The sequence below is a fragment of the Micromonospora sp. NPDC047644 genome (genome assembly GCF_040704315.1).
Lineage (GTDB): Bacteria > Actinomycetota > Actinomycetes > Mycobacteriales > Micromonosporaceae > Micromonospora.
In genome coordinates, this window is the sequence record NZ_JBEYSY010000007.1 from 91057 (window position 1) to 111152 (window position 20096).

Annotated in this window: 20 protein-coding genes; 9 read left to right on the forward strand and 11 right to left on the reverse strand. The window is 72.0% G+C overall.

Going from position 1 to position 20096, the window contains the following annotated elements:
- Window positions 1–61: 61 nt before the first annotated feature.
- Window positions 62–1687: a glycosyl hydrolase family 18 protein gene (locus AB0877_RS13230; protein ID WP_366608803.1), complete on the reverse strand. Its 1626-nt coding sequence runs from the start codon at window positions 1685–1687 to the stop codon at window positions 62–64.
- A gap of 168 nt (window positions 1688–1855) precedes the next feature.
- Between AB0877_RS13230 and AB0877_RS13235 the strand changes: the two genes are divergently transcribed.
- The gene (locus AB0877_RS13235) at window positions 1856–2347 is read left to right on the forward strand and encodes a glutathione peroxidase (RefSeq protein ID WP_366608804.1); all 492 of its coding nucleotides are present in this window, start codon (window positions 1856–1858) and stop codon (window positions 2345–2347) included.
- 251 nt (window positions 2348–2598) lie between these two features.
- The gene (locus AB0877_RS13240; protein WP_366608805.1) at window positions 2599–3273 is read left to right on the forward strand and encodes an NADPH-dependent F420 reductase; all 675 of its coding nucleotides are present in this window, start codon (window positions 2599–2601) and stop codon (window positions 3271–3273) included.
- Window positions 3274–3346: 73 nt separating this feature from the next.
- On the opposite strand, the gene AB0877_RS13245 is transcribed toward AB0877_RS13240, so the two are convergent.
- The gene (locus AB0877_RS13245) at window positions 3347–3892 is read right to left on the reverse strand and encodes a hypothetical protein (protein ID WP_366608806.1); all 546 of its coding nucleotides are present in this window, start codon (window positions 3890–3892) and stop codon (window positions 3347–3349) included.
- Between the two features lie 101 nt (window positions 3893–3993).
- Here AB0877_RS13245 and AB0877_RS13250 point away from each other — a divergent pair, with 101 nt between their 5' ends.
- The 3 genes from AB0877_RS13250 (at window position 3994) to AB0877_RS13260 (ending at window position 6308) form a co-directional block, all read left to right on the forward strand.
- Complete coding sequence (locus tag AB0877_RS13250; protein WP_366608807.1) at window positions 3994–4665, forward strand: methyltransferase domain-containing protein; 672 nt, start codon at window positions 3994–3996, stop codon at window positions 4663–4665.
- Between the two features lie 105 nt (window positions 4666–4770).
- On the forward strand, window positions 4771–5634 hold the full coding sequence (locus tag AB0877_RS13255) for a DUF4397 domain-containing protein (protein ID WP_366608808.1): 864 nt from the start codon (window positions 4771–4773) through the stop codon (window positions 5632–5634).
- A complete protein-coding gene (locus AB0877_RS13260; protein ID WP_366608809.1) occupies window positions 5631–6308 on the forward strand; it encodes a class F sortase in 678 nt (225 codons plus the stop codon). The genes AB0877_RS13255 and AB0877_RS13260 overlap by 4 nt, the downstream gene beginning before the upstream one ends.
- Before the next feature lie 109 nt (window positions 6309–6417).
- Here the strand turns inward: AB0877_RS13260 and AB0877_RS13265 are convergent, their stop codons facing one another.
- The 5 genes from AB0877_RS13265 to AB0877_RS13285 form a co-directional block, all read right to left on the reverse strand.
- The gene (locus AB0877_RS13265; protein ID WP_366608810.1) at window positions 6418–6768 is read right to left on the reverse strand and encodes a DUF2203 domain-containing protein; all 351 of its coding nucleotides are present in this window, start codon (window positions 6766–6768) and stop codon (window positions 6418–6420) included.
- Window positions 6769–6835: 67 nt separating this feature from the next.
- Window positions 6836–7654 carry a pyrroline-5-carboxylate reductase gene (gene proC / locus AB0877_RS13270; protein WP_238667415.1) on the reverse strand — a complete coding sequence of 273 codons (819 nt, stop codon included), beginning with the start codon at window positions 7652–7654 and terminating at the stop codon, window positions 6836–6838.
- A gap of 71 nt (window positions 7655–7725) precedes the next feature.
- A complete protein-coding gene (locus AB0877_RS13275; RefSeq protein ID WP_366609031.1) occupies window positions 7726–8754 on the reverse strand; it encodes a 6-phosphofructokinase in 1029 nt (342 codons plus the stop codon).
- 162 nt (window positions 8755–8916) lie between these two features.
- Complete coding sequence (locus tag AB0877_RS13280) at window positions 8917–9420, reverse strand: pyridoxamine 5'-phosphate oxidase family protein (protein ID WP_366608811.1); 504 nt, start codon at window positions 9418–9420, stop codon at window positions 8917–8919.
- Between the two features lie 77 nt (window positions 9421–9497).
- Entirely contained in the window at window positions 9498–9995 is a 498-nt protein-coding gene (locus tag AB0877_RS13285; protein WP_366609032.1) for a polyadenylate-specific 3'-exoribonuclease AS, read from the reverse strand.
- Window positions 9996–10264: 269 nt separating this feature from the next.
- Here AB0877_RS13285 and AB0877_RS13290 point away from each other — a divergent pair, with 269 nt between their 5' ends.
- On the forward strand, window positions 10265–10957 hold the full coding sequence (locus AB0877_RS13290; protein WP_091407574.1) for a Crp/Fnr family transcriptional regulator: 693 nt from the start codon (window positions 10265–10267) through the stop codon (window positions 10955–10957).
- Window positions 10958–11218: 261 nt separating this feature from the next.
- On the opposite strand, the gene AB0877_RS13295 is transcribed toward AB0877_RS13290, so the two are convergent.
- Window positions 11219–11476: a hypothetical protein gene (locus tag AB0877_RS13295; protein WP_366608812.1), complete on the reverse strand. Its 258-nt coding sequence runs from the start codon at window positions 11474–11476 to the stop codon at window positions 11219–11221.
- A 136-nt stretch (window positions 11477–11612) separates the two neighbouring features.
- On the opposite strand from AB0877_RS13295, the gene AB0877_RS13300 reads away from it, so the two are divergent.
- Window positions 11613–15104 carry an adenylate/guanylate cyclase domain-containing protein gene (locus AB0877_RS13300; protein ID WP_366609033.1) on the forward strand — a complete coding sequence of 1164 codons (3492 nt, stop codon included), beginning with the start codon at window positions 11613–11615 and terminating at the stop codon, window positions 15102–15104.
- Window positions 15105–15128: 24 nt separating this feature from the next.
- On the opposite strand, the gene AB0877_RS13305 is transcribed toward AB0877_RS13300, so the two are convergent.
- Both AB0877_RS13305 and AB0877_RS13310 read right to left on the reverse strand, forming a co-directional pair.
- Window positions 15129–15821, reverse strand: coding sequence for a lysophospholipid acyltransferase family protein (locus AB0877_RS13305; protein ID WP_366608813.1), 693 nt, complete (start codon window positions 15819–15821; stop codon window positions 15129–15131).
- A gap of 121 nt (window positions 15822–15942) precedes the next feature.
- Window positions 15943–16404: a hypothetical protein gene (locus AB0877_RS13310; RefSeq protein ID WP_366608814.1), complete on the reverse strand. Its 462-nt coding sequence runs from the start codon at window positions 16402–16404 to the stop codon at window positions 15943–15945.
- Window positions 16405–16758: 354 nt separating this feature from the next.
- Here AB0877_RS13310 and AB0877_RS13315 point away from each other — a divergent pair, with 354 nt between their 5' ends.
- A complete protein-coding gene (locus AB0877_RS13315) occupies window positions 16759–17610 on the forward strand; it encodes a DUF308 domain-containing protein (protein ID WP_366608815.1) in 852 nt (283 codons plus the stop codon).
- A 159-nt stretch (window positions 17611–17769) separates the two neighbouring features.
- On the forward strand, window positions 17770–19266 hold the full coding sequence (locus AB0877_RS13320; protein WP_366608816.1) for a trehalose-6-phosphate synthase: 1497 nt from the start codon (window positions 17770–17772) through the stop codon (window positions 19264–19266).
- A gap of 19 nt (window positions 19267–19285) precedes the next feature.
- Here the strand turns inward: AB0877_RS13320 and AB0877_RS13325 are convergent, their stop codons facing one another.
- Window positions 19286–20080, reverse strand: a complete 795-nt coding sequence (locus tag AB0877_RS13325; protein ID WP_366609034.1) for an alpha/beta fold hydrolase — start codon at window positions 20078–20080, stop codon at window positions 19286–19288.
- Between the last annotated feature and the right edge of the window lie 16 nt (window positions 20081–20096).

Genomic DNA, 20096 nt, shown 5'->3' on the forward strand with positions numbered 1-20096 from the left:
CGGGCGGGAAGGGACGGTGCGGGCCCCTTCCCGCCGTGTGGGTGGTGCGTCGGCCCTCGGCTCAGCCGAGACCGCCCTTGATGGCGCCGATGAGCTCGCCGTTGCTCGTGTCACCGGAGAGCTCCCAGAAGAACGCGCCACCGAGGCCCTGGTTGTTCGCGTACGTCATCTTGCCGTTGATGGTCGACGGGGTGTCGTAGCTCCACCAGTTGCTGCCGCACTTGGCGTACGCGGTGCCGGCGATCGTGCCGGTGGCCGGGCAGGTGTTCTTCAGGACCTTGTAGTCCTCGATACCGGCCTCGTAGGTGCCCGGCGCCGCGCCGGTGGCACTGCCACCCGGAGCGGCCTGGGTGACACCGGTCCAGCCTCGACCGTAGAAGCCGATGCCGAGCAGCAGCTTGTTGGCCGGGACGCCCTTGCTCTTGAGCTTCTGGATCGCCGCGTCGGAGTTGAAGCCCTGCTGCGGGATGCCGGTGTACGAGGTGAGCGGCGAGTGCGGTGCCGTCGGACCCTGGGCCGCGAAGGCGCCGAAGTAGTCGTAGGTCATCGGCATCAGCCAGTTGAGGTTGCCGATGGCGCCGGCGTAGTCGGTGGCGTCGATCTTGCCGCCGTTGCTGCCGTCCGCGGTGATGGCGGCGGTGACCAGGGCGCTGGACCCGAACTTCGACCGCAACGCGCCGATCACGTTCTTGAACGCGTTCGGGCCGCTGTTGTCACAGCTCAGACCACAGGCGTTGGGGTACTCCCAGTCGACGTCGATGCCGTCGAAGACGTCCGCCCAGCGCGGGTCCTCGACCAGGTTGTAGCAGCTCTCGGCGAACGCGGCCGGGTTCTGCGCCGCCTGGGTGAAGCCGCCGGACCAGGTCCAGCCACCGAACGACCAGATCACCTTGAGGTGCGGGTTGAGCTGCTTGAGCTTGCGCAGCTGGTTGAAGCTGCCGCGCAGCGGCTGGTCCCACGTGTCGGCGACGCCGTCCACGCTCTCCGCGGCGGTGTACGCCTTCTCGTAGTCGGCGTAGCTGTCACCGATCGAGCAGCGACCGCCGGTGGTGTTGCCGAAGGCGTACAGGATGTGGGTCAGCTTGGCGGCCGAGCCGCTGGTCTGGATGTTCTTGACGTGGTAGTTGCGCCCGTAGACGCCCCACTCGGCGAAGTAGCCGACGATCTTCTTACCGCCCGGGTTCGGCGGGTTGGTGGTCGGCGGTGGCGTGGTGGGCGGAGGGGTGGTGGGCGGCGTCGTCGTCGGCGGGGTGGTGGTCGGCGGAGTGGTGGTCGGCGGGGTCGTTCCGCCGCCGCACGCGGCACCGTTGATGGTGCAGTTCAGCGGAGCCTTGTAGGCGCCGCTGCCGTTGTAGCCCCAGCTGAACGAGGCGCCGGGGGCGATGCCACCAGCCCAGCTCTTCTTGACCGCGACGTAGTGGTTGCCGCTGCTGGTGACGTCGGCGTCCCACGCGCTGCTGATGGTGGTGCCCGACGGCAGGTCGAACTCGATGCGCCAGGTGGTGACGGTGGCGCTGGAGCCGTTGGTGACTGTCACCCTCGTCTCGTGACCGGTCCCCCAGTCCTGCGCCTTGGTGAAGGTGGTGGTGACCGTGCCGGCGCCGAAAGCGGTGGTCACCGGCACCGCTGCGACGGTCACGGCGACCACGGCACCGGCCCAGAGGGCCCGGCGGAGCGATCTTTTCATGAGGCGTCTCCCGAACTGTTAGGAAACTTTCCAAAAGAGATGGTGAGACGGTACTCACACCGTCATCCGTTCGTCAAGATGCGCATGTTTCGATTTCTCCTGGTGCACGGAGTGCGTACGCTGCGCCCACCCCGCCCCCGACGCCCGGCCGGCGCGTAGCCTCGGCCCATGACCGTCTTCGACACCCCGATCGACGCCCTCAACGGCGGCCCCGCCGACCTCGCCCGCCACCGCGGCAAGGCGCTGCTGGTCGTCAACGTGGCCTCCCGCTGCGGCCTCACCCCGCAGTACGCCGGCCTCCAGAAACTGGCCGACACCTACGCCGACCGGGGCCTGGTGGTGCTCGGCGTGCCGTGCAACCAGTTCGCCGGGCAGGAGCCGGGCAGCGCCGCCGAGATCAGCGACTTCTGCCAGGTCAACTACGGGGTCACCTTCCCGCTGACGGAGAAGGTCGACGTCAACGGCCCCGACCGGCACCCGCTCTACGCCGCGCTCGTGAACACCCCGGACGCCGACGGGCACACCGGCGACGTGCGCTGGAACTTCGAGAAGTTCCTGGTGGCCCCGGACGGCTCGGTCGCCGCCCGCTTCGCTCCCACGGTCGCGCCCGACTCCGACGACCTGCGGGCAGCCATCGAGAAGACCCTCCCCACCCCCTGAGCCGGCCTCCCGACTCCGAGACGGCGCGATCACGGTGGGGCCGCTCGTCACCGGAGTGTGGCAGGTCCTCGGAGAGCCGGTTCGCAGTCGGCGTGAGCGCTACGTTGGGCGGGCGGACCCGCGTCGCGACCAGGCATTCGCCGGGCGACGACGATCGCGAGCAGTCCGCGTAGCTGCCGGCAGCGGGTGATCCGAATAACCCACCAGTCCGGTCGGGAATTCGTCGTGGGTGGACGGAGTTGGGAACGAGCATGACAACTGTGGGACTGATCGGCAGTGGCAACATCGGCGGCACCGTGGCACGGCTGGCCGTCGACGCCGGCTACGACGTGGTGCTGAGCAACTCGCGGGGCCCGGAAACCCTCACCGACCTGGTGGAGACCCTGGGCGGGCACGCCAGCGCCGGCACGGCGCAGGACGCCGCACAGGTGGGCGACCTGGTGGTGGTCAGTGTGCCGCTGAAGGCGTACCGCGCGGTGCCCGTCGAACCGCTGGCCGGCAAGGTCGTCATCGACACCAACAACTACTACCCGCAGCGCGACGGCACCTTCCCGGAGCTGGATTCGGGCGAGACCACCAGCAGCGAACTGCTCCAGCGGCACCTGCCGGACTCGCGAGTGGTCAAGGTCTTTAACAACATCTACTTCAAGGGCCTGGCCGCGCTCCCCCGGCCGACCGGCGCGGCCGACCGCAGCGCCCTCGCGATCGCCGGTGACGACGCCGCCGCGAAGGCCGAAGTGACCGCCTTCCTGGACCGGATCGGCTACGACGCGGTGGACGTCGGCCCGCTGGCCGAGGGGTGGCGCTACCAGCCGGACACCCCGGCGTACGGCACGCTCTACTCGGCGAGCCCGACCGACTGGGAGCACCCGGCCCCGGGCGACGCCGCGAAGGTGCGCGCCGCCGTGGCCGCCGCCACCCGCTGAGCAGCGCCCGAGAATAGGCGACCGCCGTGGTCCCGGTGGGCCGGTCACGGCCGGCGCGGGGCTTCGGGCGGGGTCAGGTGGTGGGATCGGGCGACGGCTCTTCCGCGACGCCGGCCACCCGGTACGCCAGTTCGGCGCGCAGCCGGTGGAGGTTCGGCGTGACGGCAACCACCGACAAGTGGACCTCCTGTGAGTTCCGCCCGCGTGCCCGGTTCCACCCGCCCACCCGACCCCATTCCCAGCGGTCCAGCACCGGCCGGGTCCGATCCCGGTCAGCGATGTCGAGGATCAGGCTCGGGCTGATCCGGCCGCGTACCTCGGCTCGGTGCAGGTCGGCCCAGTCGACCTGCACCGTCCCGCCGGCGGGCAGGGTCAGTTCGAGGAAGTCACGGGTCAGCCGAAATGGCAGCCCACCCTGACGTCGTAGTTGCACGGGGTAGCGGATCGCCGCCCACAGAAGTATCGGCCCGTGCGGAAGCGGGTGGTACCAGGCGTTGCCGAACGCGACCCCGAGCAACGCGAAGGCCGGCAGGACCACAAGGCCCGCGCAGGCCACCCGGGCCAGCACCCACCAACGGGATCGTCGGAACCAGGTGTCCCCCGCATCGGCCTTCGTCACCACTGCTGTTCAGTAGCCACACCGGAGCGGACGCAAACGCCCCACTTCTGCCGTCGGAAGAACGGGTCTCCCTGGTGGACGCCGACTCGTAGCCTCGGCGAATGGGGACGACGAGCACACCGGCGTACGACGCCCACGCGGACTGGTACGAGGGCTTCATCTCCGGCGGCGGCGACTATCTGCGGCGGGTGCACGCGACGGTGGCGGACCTGCTCGGCGCGGGCGAGGGTCCCTGCCTCGATATCTGCTGCGGCACCGGTGCGCATGCTCGGGTGCCGACGGATCTGGGGTGGACGCCGGTGGGCGTGGACCTGTCCGGCGGGCAGTTGCGGCACGCGCGAGGGCGGCTGCCGGTGGTCCGGGGTGACGCGGGCGCCCTGCCGGTCGCCGACGCGTCGCTGCCGGCCGCGATGTGCGTGCTGGCCAGCACCGACCTGCCCGACTACCCGGCCGCGCTGCGCGAGGTCGCCCGGGTGCTGCGCCCCGGCGGGCGGTTCGTCCACGTGGGTGTGCACCCGTGTTTCGTGGGCGCGTTCGCCGACTGGAGTCACCATCCGCGTGTCGTCGTCGACGCCCGGTACGCCGACCGGTCGCACAGCTTCGACAGTTGGAACGTCACCGGCGTGCGGGTGCGGGTGGGTGCCTGGCACGTCCCCCTCGCCGACCTGGTGAACGCGACAGTGGACGCCGGCCTTCGGCTGGTCCGGGTCGTCGAGGCGGGCCCCGGCGGGGTCCCCGACCTGTTCGGCCTCCTCGCCATCCGCGAGCGGTAGCGACAGCAACAAAAAGATCGCTGTGGCAACTTGCGTTGCAGTCCTGTTCACGGGACCCTGTCCCTGGGTTGCCGCCCGCTCACCGAACGTGCCCCCGGAGGCGACATGCACACGCTCCGTACCGTGCCCCGCCGGCTGCTGGCCGGCTCCGGCGCGCTCCTGCTCGGCACCGCCCTCGCGACCGCCGCCATTCCGGTTCCGGCCAATGCCGGAGCGGACACCGTCGGTTACGTCCGGCTCGCGCACCTGTCTCCGGACACCCCGGCGGTGGACGTCTACCTTGCCGCGCCGGGCGCGGAGAAGCCGCAGGTCTTCCCCGGGGTCGGTTACGGCGTGGTCTCCGACTACCTCGAACTCGCGCCGGGCCGGTACGCGGTGGCCATGCGCGAGGCGGGCGCCCCCGCCAGCGACCCCCCGGTGTTGACCACCGAGGTCGCGGTGACCAGCGGGGACGCCTTCACGGTGGCCGGTGTCGGCCGGCACGCGGACCTCGGCCTGCGGGTGCTCAACGACGATCTCAGCGCCCCCACCGACGGCCGCGCCAAGGTGCGGGTCGTGCAGGCGTCGGTGCGCACCCCGGTGCTCGACGTGGCCGCCGCCAACGGTCCGATGATCGCCGACGGGGTGCAGTTCGCCACCACCACCGACTACCAGCAGGTCGAGCCGGGCAGTTGGCGGCTCAAGCTGACCGGCGCGGGCGGGCCGAGCACCGACGCCGAGGTGCGGCTCACCGGCGGCGCCGTCTACTCGCTGCTGGTGCTCGACGCGAAACAGGGCGGGCTCACCGCCGAACTGCGCCGCGACGCCGAGGGCGGCACCGTCGTCCCGGCCGGCGGGGTGGACACCGGTGCCGGTGGCACCGCCGGGGCAGGACTCGACGGGTACCCCCTGATGGCCGGCGGTCTGGCCGCGGCGGCCGGCGCGGTGGCCCTGCTGCTCTGGCGTCGGCGGCGGCGCACCACCTGGTGAGCGCCGGGCCGGACCCGTCGATCCGGCGACACCGTGAGCGCCGGACACCGCTGGCCGCGCTGGTCGCGGCCGGCGCGGCGGTCTGCCTGGCCGCCGGCACCGGGGTCGGGCTGGCCACCACCGGCCCGCCACCACCGGCGGCGATCTGGCACCCCGGCTGCGGCGACGACTGTCCGTCGGTGGCCGCCGCGCCCACGCCGGACGGTCCACCCACCCGGGTACGCGTACCGCGCATCGACGTCGACTCACCGCTCACCGTGCTCGGTCTGGACCGCGCGGGCGTGCTGATTCCGCCGACCGACTTCCACACCGCCGGCTGGTACGGCGGCGGTCCGGCCCCGGGCGACACCGGTCCGGCCGTCCTCGCCGGGCACCTGGACTCCCGACGCGGCCCGGCGGTCTTCGCCCGGCTCGGCGAGCTACGACCCGGCGACCTGGTGGAGGTGTGGCGCGGCGGGCAGCGGTTGCCGTTCCGGGTGACCGGGTCGCTGCGTACCCGCAAGGACCTTTTTCCGACAGCGGTGGTCTACGGGCCGACGCCCGGTGCGGAGCTGCGCCTGGTCACCTGCGGGGGCGACTTCGACCGGCGGCGTGGCCACTACGTCGACAACGTGGTGGTGTTCGCGGTGACCGATGCCCCCGACCCGGTCCTGCCGACCTCCGCGGCGGGCTGAGCCGCGCAGCCCTGATCCACTCGGGATCACGGAAGTCGGGGCATCCGCCGCGCTCGAATACCGCGATTTCCATGAACCCGAGTGGATCAAGCGAGTGAGGCGGGAGGGTTCAGAGGGGGCGGCGGCCGGCGAAGCCGCACTCGGCCCGGTGGTACCAGCGCACGTCGGAGTCGCCCTCCAGCCAGCACCAGAGCACGGCACGGCCGGCCCGCTCACCGGGGAAGTCGAGCAGCACCGGGGCGATGCCCTTGACCTGGATGTCGTGCTGGTGCAGCTCGTCGACGACGCCGTGCAACCGAGCTTCCAGTGCCTTGACCTCGGCCAGCCCGCCGAGCGCGCTCATGCCGTGGTCGGCCAGGTCGGCGCGCAATTCGGCCAGGTCGGCCCGGACCCGGATCAACTCGTCGACGCGCGGTTGCAGGGTGGCCACCAGGTGCCGGGCCTGGGCAAGTGTGAACACCGGGCCAGTATGCGGCACGCTCGGCCCCGCGACGTGCCCGGACCGTTCCGGTGCGAGGCGCGACCGCTCAGTCGGCCTGTGCCGCCAGCTCGCGGGCGCGGTCCCGGGCGGCCTCCAGCGCGGCGAGCAACGCCGCGCGTACGCCGTGCTTTTCCAGCTCGCGGATCGCGGAGATGGTGGTGCCGGCCGGTGAGGTGACCGCCTCGCGCAGCTTGACCGGGTGCTCGCCGGAGTCGCGCAGCATCACCGCCGACCCGATCGCGGTCTGCACGATCAACTCGTGCGCCACCTGACGGGGCAGCCCGAGCAGGATTCCTGCGTCGATCATGGCTTCGACGAGGAGGTAGAAGTAGGCCGGGCCGGAACCGGAGAGCGCGGTGACAGCGTCCTGCTGCGATTCGGGCACCCGGATCGTCTGGCCGAGCGGCTTGAACATCTCCTCGGCCAGGGTGAGGTGCGCCCCGGTGGCGTGCGCGCCGGCCGAGATCGCGGTCATCGCCTCGTCCACCAGCGCCGGGGTGTTGGTCATCACCCGCACCACCGGGGTGCCCTCGGGCAACCGGCGGCTGAAGAAGCTGGTGGGCAGACCGGCGCAGAGCGAGATGACGAGCTTGTCGGCCGGAACCTTGGGGCCGATCTCGTCGAGGAGCGCGGCGGCGTCCTGCGGCTTGACCGAGACTGCGAGCACAGCGGCCTCGTCCACCGCGGTCAGGTTGTCGACCACCCGTACGCCGTACCGGGCGGTCAGCTCCTGCGCGCGAGCGGGTCGGCGGGCGGTGGCGAGCAGCCGGTCCACCGGCCATCCCGAGCGCAGCAACCCGGAGAGCATCAGCTCACCGATCTTGCCCGCGCCGATCACCGCGACCGTGTGCACTCCGGCTGACATGTCGGCCCGTACCCCCTCTATCGGGTCGCGGCGCGGCGGACCCGCAGGCCCGCCGCGCCGCCGACGATCGATCAGCTGCCGAAGAAGACCTCGGCCTCGGCGTACCGCTCCAGCGGCACGGTCTTCAGCTCGCGGGTGGCCTCGGCGAGGGGCACCCGGACGATGTCGGTGCTCTGCATCGCGACCATCTTGCCCCAGTCGCCGTCGTTGACGGCGTCGATGGCCTGCAGGCCCAGGCGGGTGGCGAGCACCCGGTCGAAGGCGGTCGGGGTGCCGCCGCGCTGGATGTGGCCCAGCACCACGGTGCGGGCCTCCTTGCCGGTCTTGGCCTCCAGCTGCTCGGCGAGCCACTGACCGATGCCGCCGAGGCGGACGTGGCCGAACGAGTCGAGCTCCTGGTTGGCGAGCACCATCTGGCCGTCGAGCGGCTGGGCGCCCTCGGCGACCACGACGATCGGGGCGTACTGGTGCTGGAAGCGCTTCTCGACGTAGCCGGCCACCTGGTCGACGTCGAACTGACGCTCGGGCAGCAGGATCACGTTGGCGCCACCGGCCAGGCCGGCGTGCAGGGCGATCCAGCCGGCGTGCCGGCCCATCACCTCGACGACCAGGGTGCGGTGGTGGCTCTCCGCCGTGGTGTGCAGCCGGTCGATGGCCTCCATCGCGATGTTGACCGCGGTGTCGAAGCCGAAGGTGTAGTCGGTGGCCCCGAGGTCGTTGTCGATCGTCTTCGGCACGCCGACGACCTGCACGCCCAGCTCGTAGAGCTTGGTGGCCACGCCGAGGGTGTCCTCGCCGCCGATCGCGATCAGCGCGTCCACGCCCTGGGCGGCGAGGTTGTCCTTGATCCGCTCGACGCCGTTCTCGATCTTGAACGGGTTGGTCCGGGACGAGCCGAGGATGGTGCCGCCGCGGGGCAGAATGCCGCGAACGTCCGCGATGTCCAGCGGGCGGGACAGACCCTCCAGCGGGCCCTTCCAGCCGTCCCGGAAGCCCACGAACTCGTGACCGTAAGTGGCGACGCCCTTGCGGACCACCGCCCGGATGACCGCGTTGAGACCCGGGCAGTCGCCGCCGCCGGTGAGCACGCCGATACGCATGATCCGCTCATCCTCCTGGAGCATCAGGTAAAGCCCGATATGCCCCAGGGTATGTGTCAGGTCAGACCATCGGCGCCGTTGCCGGCCCGGGGCGGGCCGTCACTGCGAACTGTAGTCGGCCCGCCGGTACGACGACAGCGCGCCCCGGGCACCCGGCCCCGGTCAATAGGTCACCTCGTGGTTCTCGCCGGCCTTCGGCGGCCGGCCGGTGACCGCGGCCCTGGCGTAGTCGAGCAGGTTCACCACCGTGCTGTTCGGCGAGTCCCAATACTCGGCGGAGCTGGCGTGCACCTTGATCAACGTGAGACCGGGGGTGTCCAGCCCGTCGGGGAACCACGCCTTGAGCAGCGGGTTCCACAGCCGCTCGGCTCGGGCCCGGTCGAACCCCTCGGTGGCGGTGCCGGAGATCGACACCCACGCGTTGTGCTTCTGGTCGGAGAAGGCGACGTTGACCTCCGGGTTCACCCGGAGCTGGCGGACCTTGGCCGAGTCGGCGTAGGCGAAGAACCACAGCTCGCCGTCGAACTCGGCCTCCTGGAGCCCCATCGGTCGACTCACCTGCCGCCCGTCCAGAGCGGTCGTGGTGAGCATGCAGATCCGCGCGGCCCGGGCCAGCCCGGTGACTCGGGCGCGTGCCTCCGCCGCGCTGCTCGGCTGGTGGCTCATGGCAATCTCCCTCGGCTCGGCTGGTCGAACCGTTGCCCGGGACAGAACCGGTCAAACCTACGGCGGCGCGGCCACCCTCAGCGGGAGGTCATCGCCCGCCAGCGGGCCAGATTGTGCCGGGCATCGACCAGCGCGTCGTGCCGGGCCGCGTCCGCGTCCGGCAGGGGCGGGCGGCCCCGGTCGTCCCAGAGCTGCCGCAGCTCCTTGGTGTAGCGGGGAATCTCCCGGGGCAGCGCCGGCATCGCGCCCCAGAGCTGGGCGAGCACCACGTGGTCGTACGCGGCGAACCAGGCCCACAGCTCCAACTGCTCCCCCGGCCGGTCCCGGATCGGCTCCATCAGGAAGTCGTACAGGTCGTCGCGGATGCGCTCACGCGAGCGCCAGGCCCGGTCCGCCGGGGAGGGCAGCTTGTCCAGCACGTTGCGTCGAACCCAGGGCACGGCGCGGGAGTCGTCGAACTCGGTGGAGACCGCGTAGAACTCGCGGCCGTACTCGTCGACGACACCGATCGAGACGAGGTCGACGGTCGTGCCGTCCTCGATGAACTCGCAGTCGTAGAAGTAGCGGTAGACCATTCCGGGCATCCTCGCCCACCGCCGCCCGGCCGCGTCGGGCGGGGCCCGTCCGGCGGTGGAGCGCACCGCCGCGACACTTCGCGTACGGCGCGTCGCGGACCGTGACGGTCACGGAAGTGCTTCGAGGGGTGTACAGCAAGCGACCGGACCGTCATGATCTGATGTGTACCGCTACCGGACGCCGGATCGGCGTCAGTTCACCTTGTCGGGGCCCATCAGGTTCGCCCGGTGAGCGAGTTGTGGTCCATGACCGGGGGAGGGGTTGGGCCGTGGAGGTTCGCCTGCCGGAGCCGGGTGACGCGCTCACGGGTGTCGAGATGTTCGCCGGGCTGGAGCCCGAGGTGCGGCAGCGCGTCATCGCTGCCGCCGTTCCGCGCACCTACCGCAAGGGCCAACTGCTCTTCGTGGAGAACGACCCCGGCGAGTCTCTGATCGTGCTGCGCCGCGGTGCGGTGGCGGTCTTTCGCACCGCGCCCACCGGCGAGCGGGCCGTGCTGTCGGTTATCCGTCCACCGGACGTGCTCGGTGAGGTCTCCCTGCTCGACGCGTCCACCCGGTCCGCCTCGGCGGAGGCCATCGAGGACTGCGCGGCGCTCGCGCTCTCGCGGGGCGCGTTCATGGAGTTGGTGCACTCCAACCCCCGCATCCTGGACGCGGTGATGCGCTCACTGGGCGGGCTGATCCGTCGGCTCACCGAGCAGAACGCCGACCACGTCTTCCTCGACCTGCCCGGTCGGGTGGCGAAGACGCTGGTGCGACTGGCGGGCGAAAGCCAGGCACCGATGATCACGATCGAGCTCAACCAGAGCCAACTGGCCGAGATGGCCGGTGGTTCTCGGCAGAGCGTCAACCAGGCGATCGGCTCGTTCGCCAGCCGTGGCTGGTTGCGCACCGAGGGCCGCCGGATCGTGGTGACCGACGTGGCCGCGCTGCGCCGCCGCGCCGGCATGGCCGACCGCTGACCGACCGGCACGTCGCTCAAGCGTCCGATCTGGACAGGCCCCACCCGTATGCACGGCTGCGCCGGCTGCCAGTGGCAGCCGGCGTCACCGTGCTCGCGGCTCAGCGCGTGGGGTTCAGCGGGTCGCGCCCGGCCAGCGACCGACTGGTAGCCGGGGCCCGCCCCGAGCTGGTCGGTGTGTGGTGCCTGTCGTGCCGGGGACGCTACGACGTAGAGCGGGTGCGGCCGGTGGACCGAGGGCCCGCCGACCGCACCCGGGCGATCACTTCTCCGTGCTGTCGGCCGGCGGCGCACCCGGCCCCGGCCCGATCTTCTTCGGGTCGGTCGGCTTACCAGCCGTGGACGTGCTCGACGAGGTGGTCGTGGTCTCCCCCGACCCGCCCGACTGACCCTCAGGCTCTTCCACCATGCCCTGCTCCTCCAGTTCGGCGAGAGTGACCGCATCGACGTCGATCGTGTCGCCCGGCGCCCAGAGCGTGCCACCCGGATCGGTCCACGAGGCGGACAGTCGTACCTGCACGACACTCTCCCTGACATGAAACTTCCTGGTACGGAACACTAACCCCGACCGATCGATGCCGTTGCCCGTCCGCACGTCGGGTACCCGACTGGCCGACCGGGCGCGATACTGACCTCTTTCGCCCACGGAGCTGAACATCGACCTCAAGTGTGGACACTGCGCACGCGCGGCCGGGCCGGACGACCGCTTCTGCGGCGGGTGTGGCCAGCCGCTGGGTGTCAACTGTGCGCACTGCGGGCACACCAACAGCACCGAGGTCAACTTCTGCACCGGCTGCGGTCAACCGCTGCGCGACCACGCCGTCGCGGTGCAGGAGGACCGGCGTCAGGTCAGCGTGCTCTTCGTCGACATCGTGGACTTCACCAGCTACGCGGAGCGGGCCGACCCCGAGCAGGCCCGCAGTCTGCAGCAGACCTACTTCGCCACGGTGCGCCGGATCGTGCACCAGTACGGCGGGGTGGTCGAGAAGTACATCGGCGACGCGGCGATGGCGCTGTTCGGCGCGCCGGTGGCCACCGACAACGACGCGTTGCGGTGCGTCCGCGCCGGACTGGAGCTGCAACGGAGCCTGGCCCGCCAGCCCGCCGGTCCGCAGCCCCCGCTGAGCTTCCGGGTCGGCATCGCGACCGGCGAGGCCCTGGTCGACCTCTCCGCCACCCGCGACGGTGGGCAGGCCTTCGTGACCGGAGACGTGGTCAACACGGCCTCCCGCCTACAGGGGTTCGCCCCGCCGGGCGGCGTCGTGGTCGACGAGAGCACCTGGTCGGCCACCCGACACGAGATGGAGTACGCGGACCAACCACCGGTCACCCTGCGCGGCCGCTCCGCGGTGAGCCGGATCTGGCTGGCCGTCCAGGTGCGACCACACCGGGACCCGCGCGGCGCCGAGCTGACCCCGATGGTGGACCGGGAGCACGAGCGCGGCCTGCTGGTCAACGCGCTGCACCGGATGGTGACCGAACGGACGTCGCAGTTGGTGACGGTGTTCGGCCCGGCCGGGGTGGGCAAGAGCCGGCTGCTGCGCGAGCTGGCCCGGCACGCCGGCAGCCTGCCCGGACCGCCGATCACCTGGCTCGTCGGGCAGTGCCCGCCGTTCGGCGAGAACGTCACCTGGGCCGCCCTGTCGGACATCGTGAAGACCTGGGTGGGCGTGCCGGAGGTCGACGGCCCGACCGCGCTGCGCGAACGGCTACGGTCCCGGCTGGGGCAGCTCGCCGACCCGCACGCGACCCGCCTGGCCGAGGCGCTCGGCCCGCTGATCGGCGTACCCGGTGAACGGCTCACCCCCGGTGAGACCGAGGCCGCCTGGCGGCGGTTCCTGATCACCCTGGCGACCACCAACCCGACCGTGCTGGTCTTCGAGGACATGCACTGGGCGGACCAGCCGATGCTCGCCTTCGTCGAGCAGTTGGGCGCGTCAGCCCGCGGCGTACCGCTGCTGGTCGTGGCGACCGCCCGGCCGGAGCTGCGGGAACGGCACCCGGCCTGGACCGGCACGATCAGTGGCGCGATGTCCATCTCGGTGCCGCCGATGCACGACACGGACATCGACACGCTCTACTCGCTGCTGCTGGGACAGGCGACGCTGCCGTCCAGCTCGCGTACTCCGCTGATCGAGTTCGCCGACGGCAACCCGCTCTACGCCCAGGAGTACGCCCGGATGCTGCTGGACGGCGGCCTGCTCGACGCGGTCGGCGCGACCGCCCACCCCGACCTCGACGGCGGCGCGGAGATGCCCCGCACCGTGCAGGCGGTCATCGCCAACCGGCTCGACCTGCTGGACCCGGCCGACCGGGCGGTGCTCCAGGCCGCCGCCGTGGTCGGCGTGGTGTTCTGGGCCCCACCGGTGGCGATGGCCTTGGGACGGCCGGTGGAGTGGGTGGAGCGCGCGCTGGACCGCCTGCAACGTCGCGACCTGGTCTACGAGCAGAGCACGTCGACGATGCCCGGAAAGTCCGAGTACCGGTTCCGGCACATCCTGGTACGCGACGTCTGCTACCAGCGACTGCCCCGGGCCGAACGGGTGCTGCGCCACCAACGCACCGCGGACTGGATGGCACAGCTCACCGACGGCCGGCAGTACGACCTGGCCGAGGTGCTGGCCAACCATCGCTGGGCGGCGCACCAGATCGCCCGGACGGTCGGGCTGGACACCGCCCCCTACGCCCCGCCGGCGCGGGCCGCGCTGCACCGGGCGGCCCGCCGCGCGTACGAGCTGCACGCGCTGGACACCGCCGCCGCGCTGGTCGGCCGGGCGCTGGCCCTGGACGTCGGGCCGGACCCGGCGCTGGAACTGTTCGACGCCCAGCTGGCGTTCTATCGGGACGGGGACGCCTTCCTGGTGGCGGGGGGCACGGACATCCTCTCCCGGCTGGCCGCTCGGCTCACCGCGAGCGGCGACCGGACGGGGGCGGCGCGCGCCTGGACGCTGCTGGCCACCGCGGCCTGGAGTCGGGCCGACCGGTCGGCGACCCTGCACTGCCTGGACCAGGCGATCGGCATCTACGGCGACCTGCCGGACAGTCAGGAGAAGGCGGGCGCGCTGCTGGAGCTGGCCCGGGTGCACATGCTCAACGCGGAGACCGAGCCGGCGTGCACCGCGGCGCAGGCGGCGGCGTCCCTCGCCGAGCGGCTCCAGCTGCGCGAGGTCCAGGCCAACGCGCGGATCACCCTGGCCGTGGCGCGCTACCTGGCCGGCTCCGCCGAGGCGTTCCCGGAGCTGGCGGAGGTGACCGAGCACTGCCGGGTGGAGCGGCTGACCAGTCGCCGCCGGGCGGTGCAGAACCTGGCCTGGGCGTTGCAGGAGGAGGGCGACCTGGCCGGCTCGGCCCGGTTGGTCGACGAGCAGCTCACCCTCGACCTGGGCGGCGAGCACAGCCTCGCCACAAACTTCGCCGACCAGTGGGCGCGGTCGTACTACGCGGGTGACTGGACGGCGGCGCTGGCGATGGCGGCGGAGTCGACCCGGCGGCCGACAGCGGAGTGGGATCTGCACATCGTGGCCGTCTCGGGTTGGATGCGCGGCCTGGCCGGAGCCGAGCTGGTCGGCCCAGGCGGGCCCGACGACACCGTGGGGTCGGACGCGCCGGGTGGGGATCTGGTCGAGCAGGCGCTGGTCGCGGCGCGGCGTACCGGATTCCACCGGGTGCTGCGCTCCACCCTGGCGCACGCCGCCCTCTGCCGGGCGGCGCAGGGCCGCCGGGACGAGGCGATGGCGCTGCTCACGGAGCTGAACGAGGACTGGCGGCGGACCCGGATGATCCCGTTCGCGGAGTGGGTGCCGGCCGTCGGGCACGTCGCCGGGGTGCTCGGCGCGGACGCGGCCCGGCTGGTCCGACAATTGCTCGACCGGGCGCCCCGGACGACCCCGTGGGCTCACGCGGCCGGTCAGGTCGCCGACGCCACGTTGGCCCGGTACGCCGGGGATCCCTCGACCGCGGCGAACCTGCTGCGCTCGGCGGCGGCGAGCTACGCCCGGATGAACGACGTGACCGACGAGATCATCACGCTGGCGCTGGCCATCGGCCCGCTTGCCGAGACCGACCCACCCGCCGCCGCGGCGACCCGGGCCCGCCTGCACGACTTCGCCAACCGCCACCACGCCCCCGCCCTGCTCCACCTGCCCTGACCGCCGACCGGGGCCGGCGGTGACTCAGGCGGCCAGCGGCGTCGCAACGGGCTGCTTGAGCTTCTGGGCGTAGACGTCCACGTACTCCCGGCCGGAGAGTTCCATCAACTCGTACATGATCTCGTCGGTGACCGCGCGCTCGACGAACCGGTCACCGGCCAGCCCGGCGTAGCGGGAGAAGTCCAACGGCGCGCCGAACCGGATCCGCACCCGATCGATCTTGGGGATGAGCTTGCCCGGGGGCTGGATCTCGTCGGCGTTGAGCATCGCCACCGGCACCACCACCGCGCCGCTCTCCAGGGCGAGCCGGGCCACCCCGGTCTTGCCCCGGTAGAGCCGTCCGTCCGGGGAGCGGGTGCCCTCGGGGTAGATGCCGGCCACTCCCCCGGCCCGCAGCACCTGCAACTGGGTGTCCAGGGCGGCGCGCGCGGCCCGGCCGCCGGAGCGGTCCACCGGAATCGTGCCGGTGCCGACGAAGAACATCCTGGTCAGCCAGCCCTTGATCCCCTTGCCGGTGAAGTACTCGGCCTTGGCGACGAAGGTGACCTTCCGGGCGGTGATCAACGGCGTGAAGATCGAGTCGGAGAAGGAGAGGTGGTTGCTCGCCAGGATCACCGGACCGGTCGCCGGGACGTTGCCCAGGCCCTCCACCTGCGGGCGGAAGATCAGCTTGAGCAGCGGACCGAGGATGACGTACTTCAGCAGCCAGTAGAGCACCGGCGTCCCTTCCGTGGTGTGCCCGCGACAGCGCCAGCCGTCGTCGCCGACGAGCCTACGAAGCGAGCGCTCGCACCACAACGGACGATGCCCGCAGCCGAGGCGTCGACCCCGTTCACGTTCACCAGGCGAACGCGTTGACCCCGGTCAGCAGGGCCGCGAGCAGGTAGTCGGGCGAGCGGGCCAGCATCGCCGCCCGCCACAACCGGCTCCGGGGGTTCCACAGACGCTTGGGCAGATACCAGACCAGCAGCATCTTCGCGGCGTGCACGGCCATCATCCAGAAGGGGAAGAAGATCGCCCACTCGCCGACGTCGAACGCCAGGTCCTTGACCTGCTCGTCGGCGAAGACGGACACCGGGACCAGGACGAGCGCCCCGAGGGTGAACGTCACCCCGAACAGGACGAACCAGGCGGCCGCCAGGGTGACGTGCCGCAGGCCGAGGTCGGCCAGGTCGTCCCCCGGCAGGCTCGCGTGCTCGATCACCTCGGCGCGGCGCTCCTCGGGCGTCTCGCCGTCGGCGTCGACGACCTTCGCGACGGGACCAGCCAGCCAGCGGGTGATGCCCAGCGCCAGATCCATCTCAACCCCTCAGTGCACGGCTGTCACTCCCCGCCCTTCCACTGTAGGTATTCGTGTTCACCATCCGTCACGTGGGCCTCTCCGCACTCATCGATCGCTGGCAGGTCAGCAGGGCGACGCTCGGCGTGTCACATCGCCCCGCTGCCAACGATCACCGAGATCGCACGTGTCGCGCAAGAACGGACAAAGGAGCCCCGCCGCGACCTGCGGTAGCAGCCGTGACTTTGGAAGACGCGACACAACGCACTCCCGGAACCGGGTCCTGACGTGTCACGATTCAAAGCACGGCGTGCGGACGGGCGTCGAAGGGCAGAGGTGGCCGCGCCGGAAGGCGCGTTAAAGGGGGATGTCCGGGTGTCAGCGGGTGGGGCCCGCCGGGGACGGCGGGACAATGGGCTCGACGCGAACGAGTACGCCGTCGTCGGCGACGTCGATCCGCGCGTCGGTGAGCACCTGCTCGACGTGCTGGCCGCCGGTGGGATCGCCGCCTACCTCCAGCCCTCCGCCGACCTCAACCCGGTCACCCGCACCACCACGGTGCCGGCCCGGCCGGTCGACCGGCTCTACGTCGACCGCTCGCACCTGACCACCGCCCGGGACTACCTGACCCAGCTCGCCGACGAGACCGCCCCGGAGCAGCCACCGGCTCGCGACGAACCGGACATCGACGCCGAGTGGGCACGGATCGTGGCCGGCTTCCACACCACCTCCACGCCCGGTGACAACCCGTGGCCGGCCTCGGAGGACGTGGACGAGCGGGACACCCGGGACGAGCCGACCTCCGGGCCGCTGACGCGCTCCGGCACCGACGAACCGGGTCCGACCGCCACCGACGTTCGCCGGCTGCCGTCCGCGACGGACATCTCCGGAATCTCGGTGGGGCGCGGCACCCGGCCGGACGAGCCGTCGCTGCTGGACGGGTTGGACACCTTCGGCGCCGACCTGCCCGACGACGAGGACGACGAGGGCTACCACCCGCCGCCACCGCCGCCGCTGCCGCGGGTCAGCAAGTACGCGGTGATCGGCGTACTCGGGGTGGTCGTCGGGTTCGTGCTGTTCCTCTTCCCGTGGCTGCTCCCGATCGACCGCTCGGCGGTCACGCTGTTCGGGTTCACCGGCATCCTGGCCGGTTTCGTCACGCTGATCTGGCGGCTGCGCCCCGGCGACGAGGACGAGGACGACCCGGACAACGGCGCCGTCGTCTGACGGTCGGCCCGCATCCCGAGACAGCAGCGCCCCGCCGGGCGCGTAACAGTGGTGTAACTTACTGTCAGTAGGAATACCGCTGTACGTCACTTCCCCCGCTGACTGACCGGTTTTTCCTTGCTCGCGGCGGTCAGTCCTCTGCTGATCGGAATGCCCGAGATGCGACAGAGTTCTCTCGTGGTGGTGGCCAACCGCCTCCCCATCGACGACAATCAGGCCCCCGACGGGGCCTGCGAGTGGCGGCGCAGCCCGGGTGGGTTGGTCAGCGCGCTGCTCCCGCTCCTGCGACACACCCCAGCCACCTGGGTCGGCTGGGCCGGTGGCACCGGGCCGGCCCCCGCCCTGCCCGACGTGGACGGCGTGCGGATGCACACCGTCGCGCTCAGCCCGGAAGACCTGCGCGACCACTACGAGGGGTTCGCCAACGCCACCCTCTGGCCGCTCTACCACGACTCGGTGGAGCAGCCACAACACCACCGCCGGTGGTGGGAGGCGTACCAGCGGGTCAACCAGCGCTTCGCCGAGGCGACCGCGGAGGTGGCCGAGCCGGGTGGGGTGGTCTGGGTGCAGGATTACCACCTGCAACTGGTCCCCGGTCTGCTGCGCGCGCTCCGCCCGGACCTGCGCATCGGGTTCTTCCTGCACGTCCCGTTTCCGCCGCCGGAGTTGTTCATGCAACTGCCCCGGCGGGCCGAACTGCTGCGCGGCATGCTCGGCGCGGACCTGGTCGGTTTTCAGCGGGGGCAGGCGGCGCACAACTTCGCCCAGTTGGTGACCCGGGTGCTGGAGCTGCCGGCCACCGACCGGCGGATCGGCATCGACGACCGGGTCGTCCGCATCGGCGCGTTCCCGGTCTCCATCGACACCGCCGAGATGGCCGCGCTCGCCGACCGCCCGGACGTTGCCGCCCGGGCCCACCGACTCCGGCAGGACCTCGGCGATCCCCGGCAGGTCGTCCTCAGCGTGGACCGGATGGATTACACCAAGGGCATCGAGCAGCGCCTCAAGGCGTACAGCGAGTTGCTGGCCAGCGGCGACGTCAAGGTCCGCGACACCGTGCTGGTGCAGGTCGCGATGCCGAGCCGGGAACGCGTCGGCCAGTACCAGATCCTGCGCGAACGCATCGAACGCGAAGTCGGCCGGATCAACGGCGAGTTCGGTCGGGTCGGTGAGCCGGCGATCCACTACCTCACCCAGCCCTTCGACCGGGCCGAGCTGGCCGCGCTGTACCGGGTCGCCGACGTGATGGCGGTGACCCCGCTACGCGACGGGATGAACCTGGTCGCCAAGGAGTACGTGGCCGCGCGGGTCGACGACACCGGCGCGCTGCTGCTCAGCGAGTTCGCCGGCACCGCCGCCGAGCTGTCCCAGGCGTACCTGGTCAACCCGCACGACCTGGAAGGGCTCAAACAGGCCCTGCGCGCGGCGCTACGGGCCGACCCGGCCGACACCGTGCAGCGGATGCGGGCCATGCGTGCCCATCTGCACCAGCACGACATCCGGGCCTGGGCCCGCTCCTACCTGCGTGCCCTGGACGAGGGTGGTGCCCTGATCAGTCGCCTGACCAGCACCGACACCGGCCCCGACGGCGCTGCCCGGGTGCCCCGACCGGCCACCCCGGCGGGCAGCCCGGCCGTCCACCAGGCCGGCGGCTGACCGCCGGCGGCCTGGCCGCTCAGTGCGCTGCCGGCTCCTTCTCCAGCCAGTCCAGGATGGCGTCGATCGGCTCCGCCCACCGGGCGTCCAGCATCAGGTCGTGGCCCATGCCGGGAAAGAGCAGCGGGGCCGACCCGTACCGGCGGGCCACCCGGGTCAACGTCGACGCCGGCACCACCCGGTCGTCCGGGCTGCCCAGCACCAACACCGGGGGCGCGCCCACGGCCGGCTCGGCCTCCGGCTCGCCCAGCAGCGCCCACTGTGCCCGCCGACCCGCCCGGCCGAGGCGTCCGACATACCGCCGGGCCTCCTCGTCGGGCAACTCGCGGCTGAACAACTGCCCCCGGTTGAGCCGCAACGGCCCGCCGAACACCGCCGGCAACGTGCCCGCCGGGTTGCGGCGCAACGCCGCGCCCAGCACTCCCCACCCGCCGAAGACCGGCGCCACCAGCACCGCGCCCCGCGCCGGGTAGCGGGCCAACGCGTGTGCCACCACCAGCGCCCCGGCGCCGTGCCCCACCAGCACCGCCTGCCGCGGCAGGCTCGCGGCCACCTGGACCACGTCGTGGGCGTACGCCCGCAGCGTCGCCTCCGGCGCCGGCTCGCTGCCACCGTGCCCGCGCAGGCTCACCGCGTACGCCGGGAACCCCCGCGACGCCACGTGGCCCAACCAGTGCTCGGCGAACGCCCACGCGCCGTGCCCGAACCCGGGTACGAACAGCAGCGGCGGTCGCCCCTGCTCCAACTCGGGGAATGCGCTGAGGACCTCCCGCCGGGCCGGCCGGACCGGCCGGGACCACTCCCGGCCCCGCATGATCCGCAGCTCGCTA

Excerpts from the sequence above, each read along its gene's own strand:
- AB0877_RS13230 (WP_366608803.1), bottom strand. The coding sequence starts at position 1,687 with ATGAAAAGATCGCTCCGCCGGGCCCTCTGGGCCGGTGCCGTGGTCGCC.
- AB0877_RS13235 (WP_366608804.1), top strand. The coding sequence starts at position 1,856 with ATGACCGTCTTCGACACCCCGATCGACGCCCTCAACGGCGGCCCCGCC.
- AB0877_RS13240 (WP_366608805.1), top strand. The coding sequence starts at position 2,599 with ATGACAACTGTGGGACTGATCGGCAGTGGCAACATCGGCGGCACCGTG.
- AB0877_RS13250 (WP_366608807.1), top strand. The coding sequence starts at position 3,994 with ATGGGGACGACGAGCACACCGGCGTACGACGCCCACGCGGACTGGTAC.
- AB0877_RS13255 (WP_366608808.1), top strand. The coding sequence starts at position 4,771 with ATGCACACGCTCCGTACCGTGCCCCGCCGGCTGCTGGCCGGCTCCGGC.
- proC (WP_238667415.1), bottom strand. The coding sequence starts at position 7,654 with ATGTCAGCCGGAGTGCACACGGTCGCGGTGATCGGCGCGGGCAAGATC.
- AB0877_RS13275 (WP_366609031.1), bottom strand. The coding sequence starts at position 8,754 with ATGCGTATCGGCGTGCTCACCGGCGGCGGCGACTGCCCGGGTCTCAAC.
- AB0877_RS13280 (WP_366608811.1), bottom strand. The coding sequence starts at position 9,420 with ATGAGCCACCAGCCGAGCAGCGCGGCGGAGGCACGCGCCCGAGTCACC.
- AB0877_RS13285 (WP_366609032.1), bottom strand. The coding sequence starts at position 9,995 with ATGGTCTACCGCTACTTCTACGACTGCGAGTTCATCGAGGACGGCACG.
- AB0877_RS13310 (WP_366608814.1), bottom strand. The coding sequence starts at position 16,404 with ATGGATCTGGCGCTGGGCATCACCCGCTGGCTGGCTGGTCCCGTCGCG.
- AB0877_RS13320 (WP_366608816.1), top strand. The coding sequence starts at position 17,770 with ATGCGACAGAGTTCTCTCGTGGTGGTGGCCAACCGCCTCCCCATCGAC.
- AB0877_RS13325 (WP_366609034.1), bottom strand. The coding sequence starts at position 20,080 with ATGCGGGGCCGGGAGTGGTCCCGGCCGGTCCGGCCGGCCCGGCGGGAG.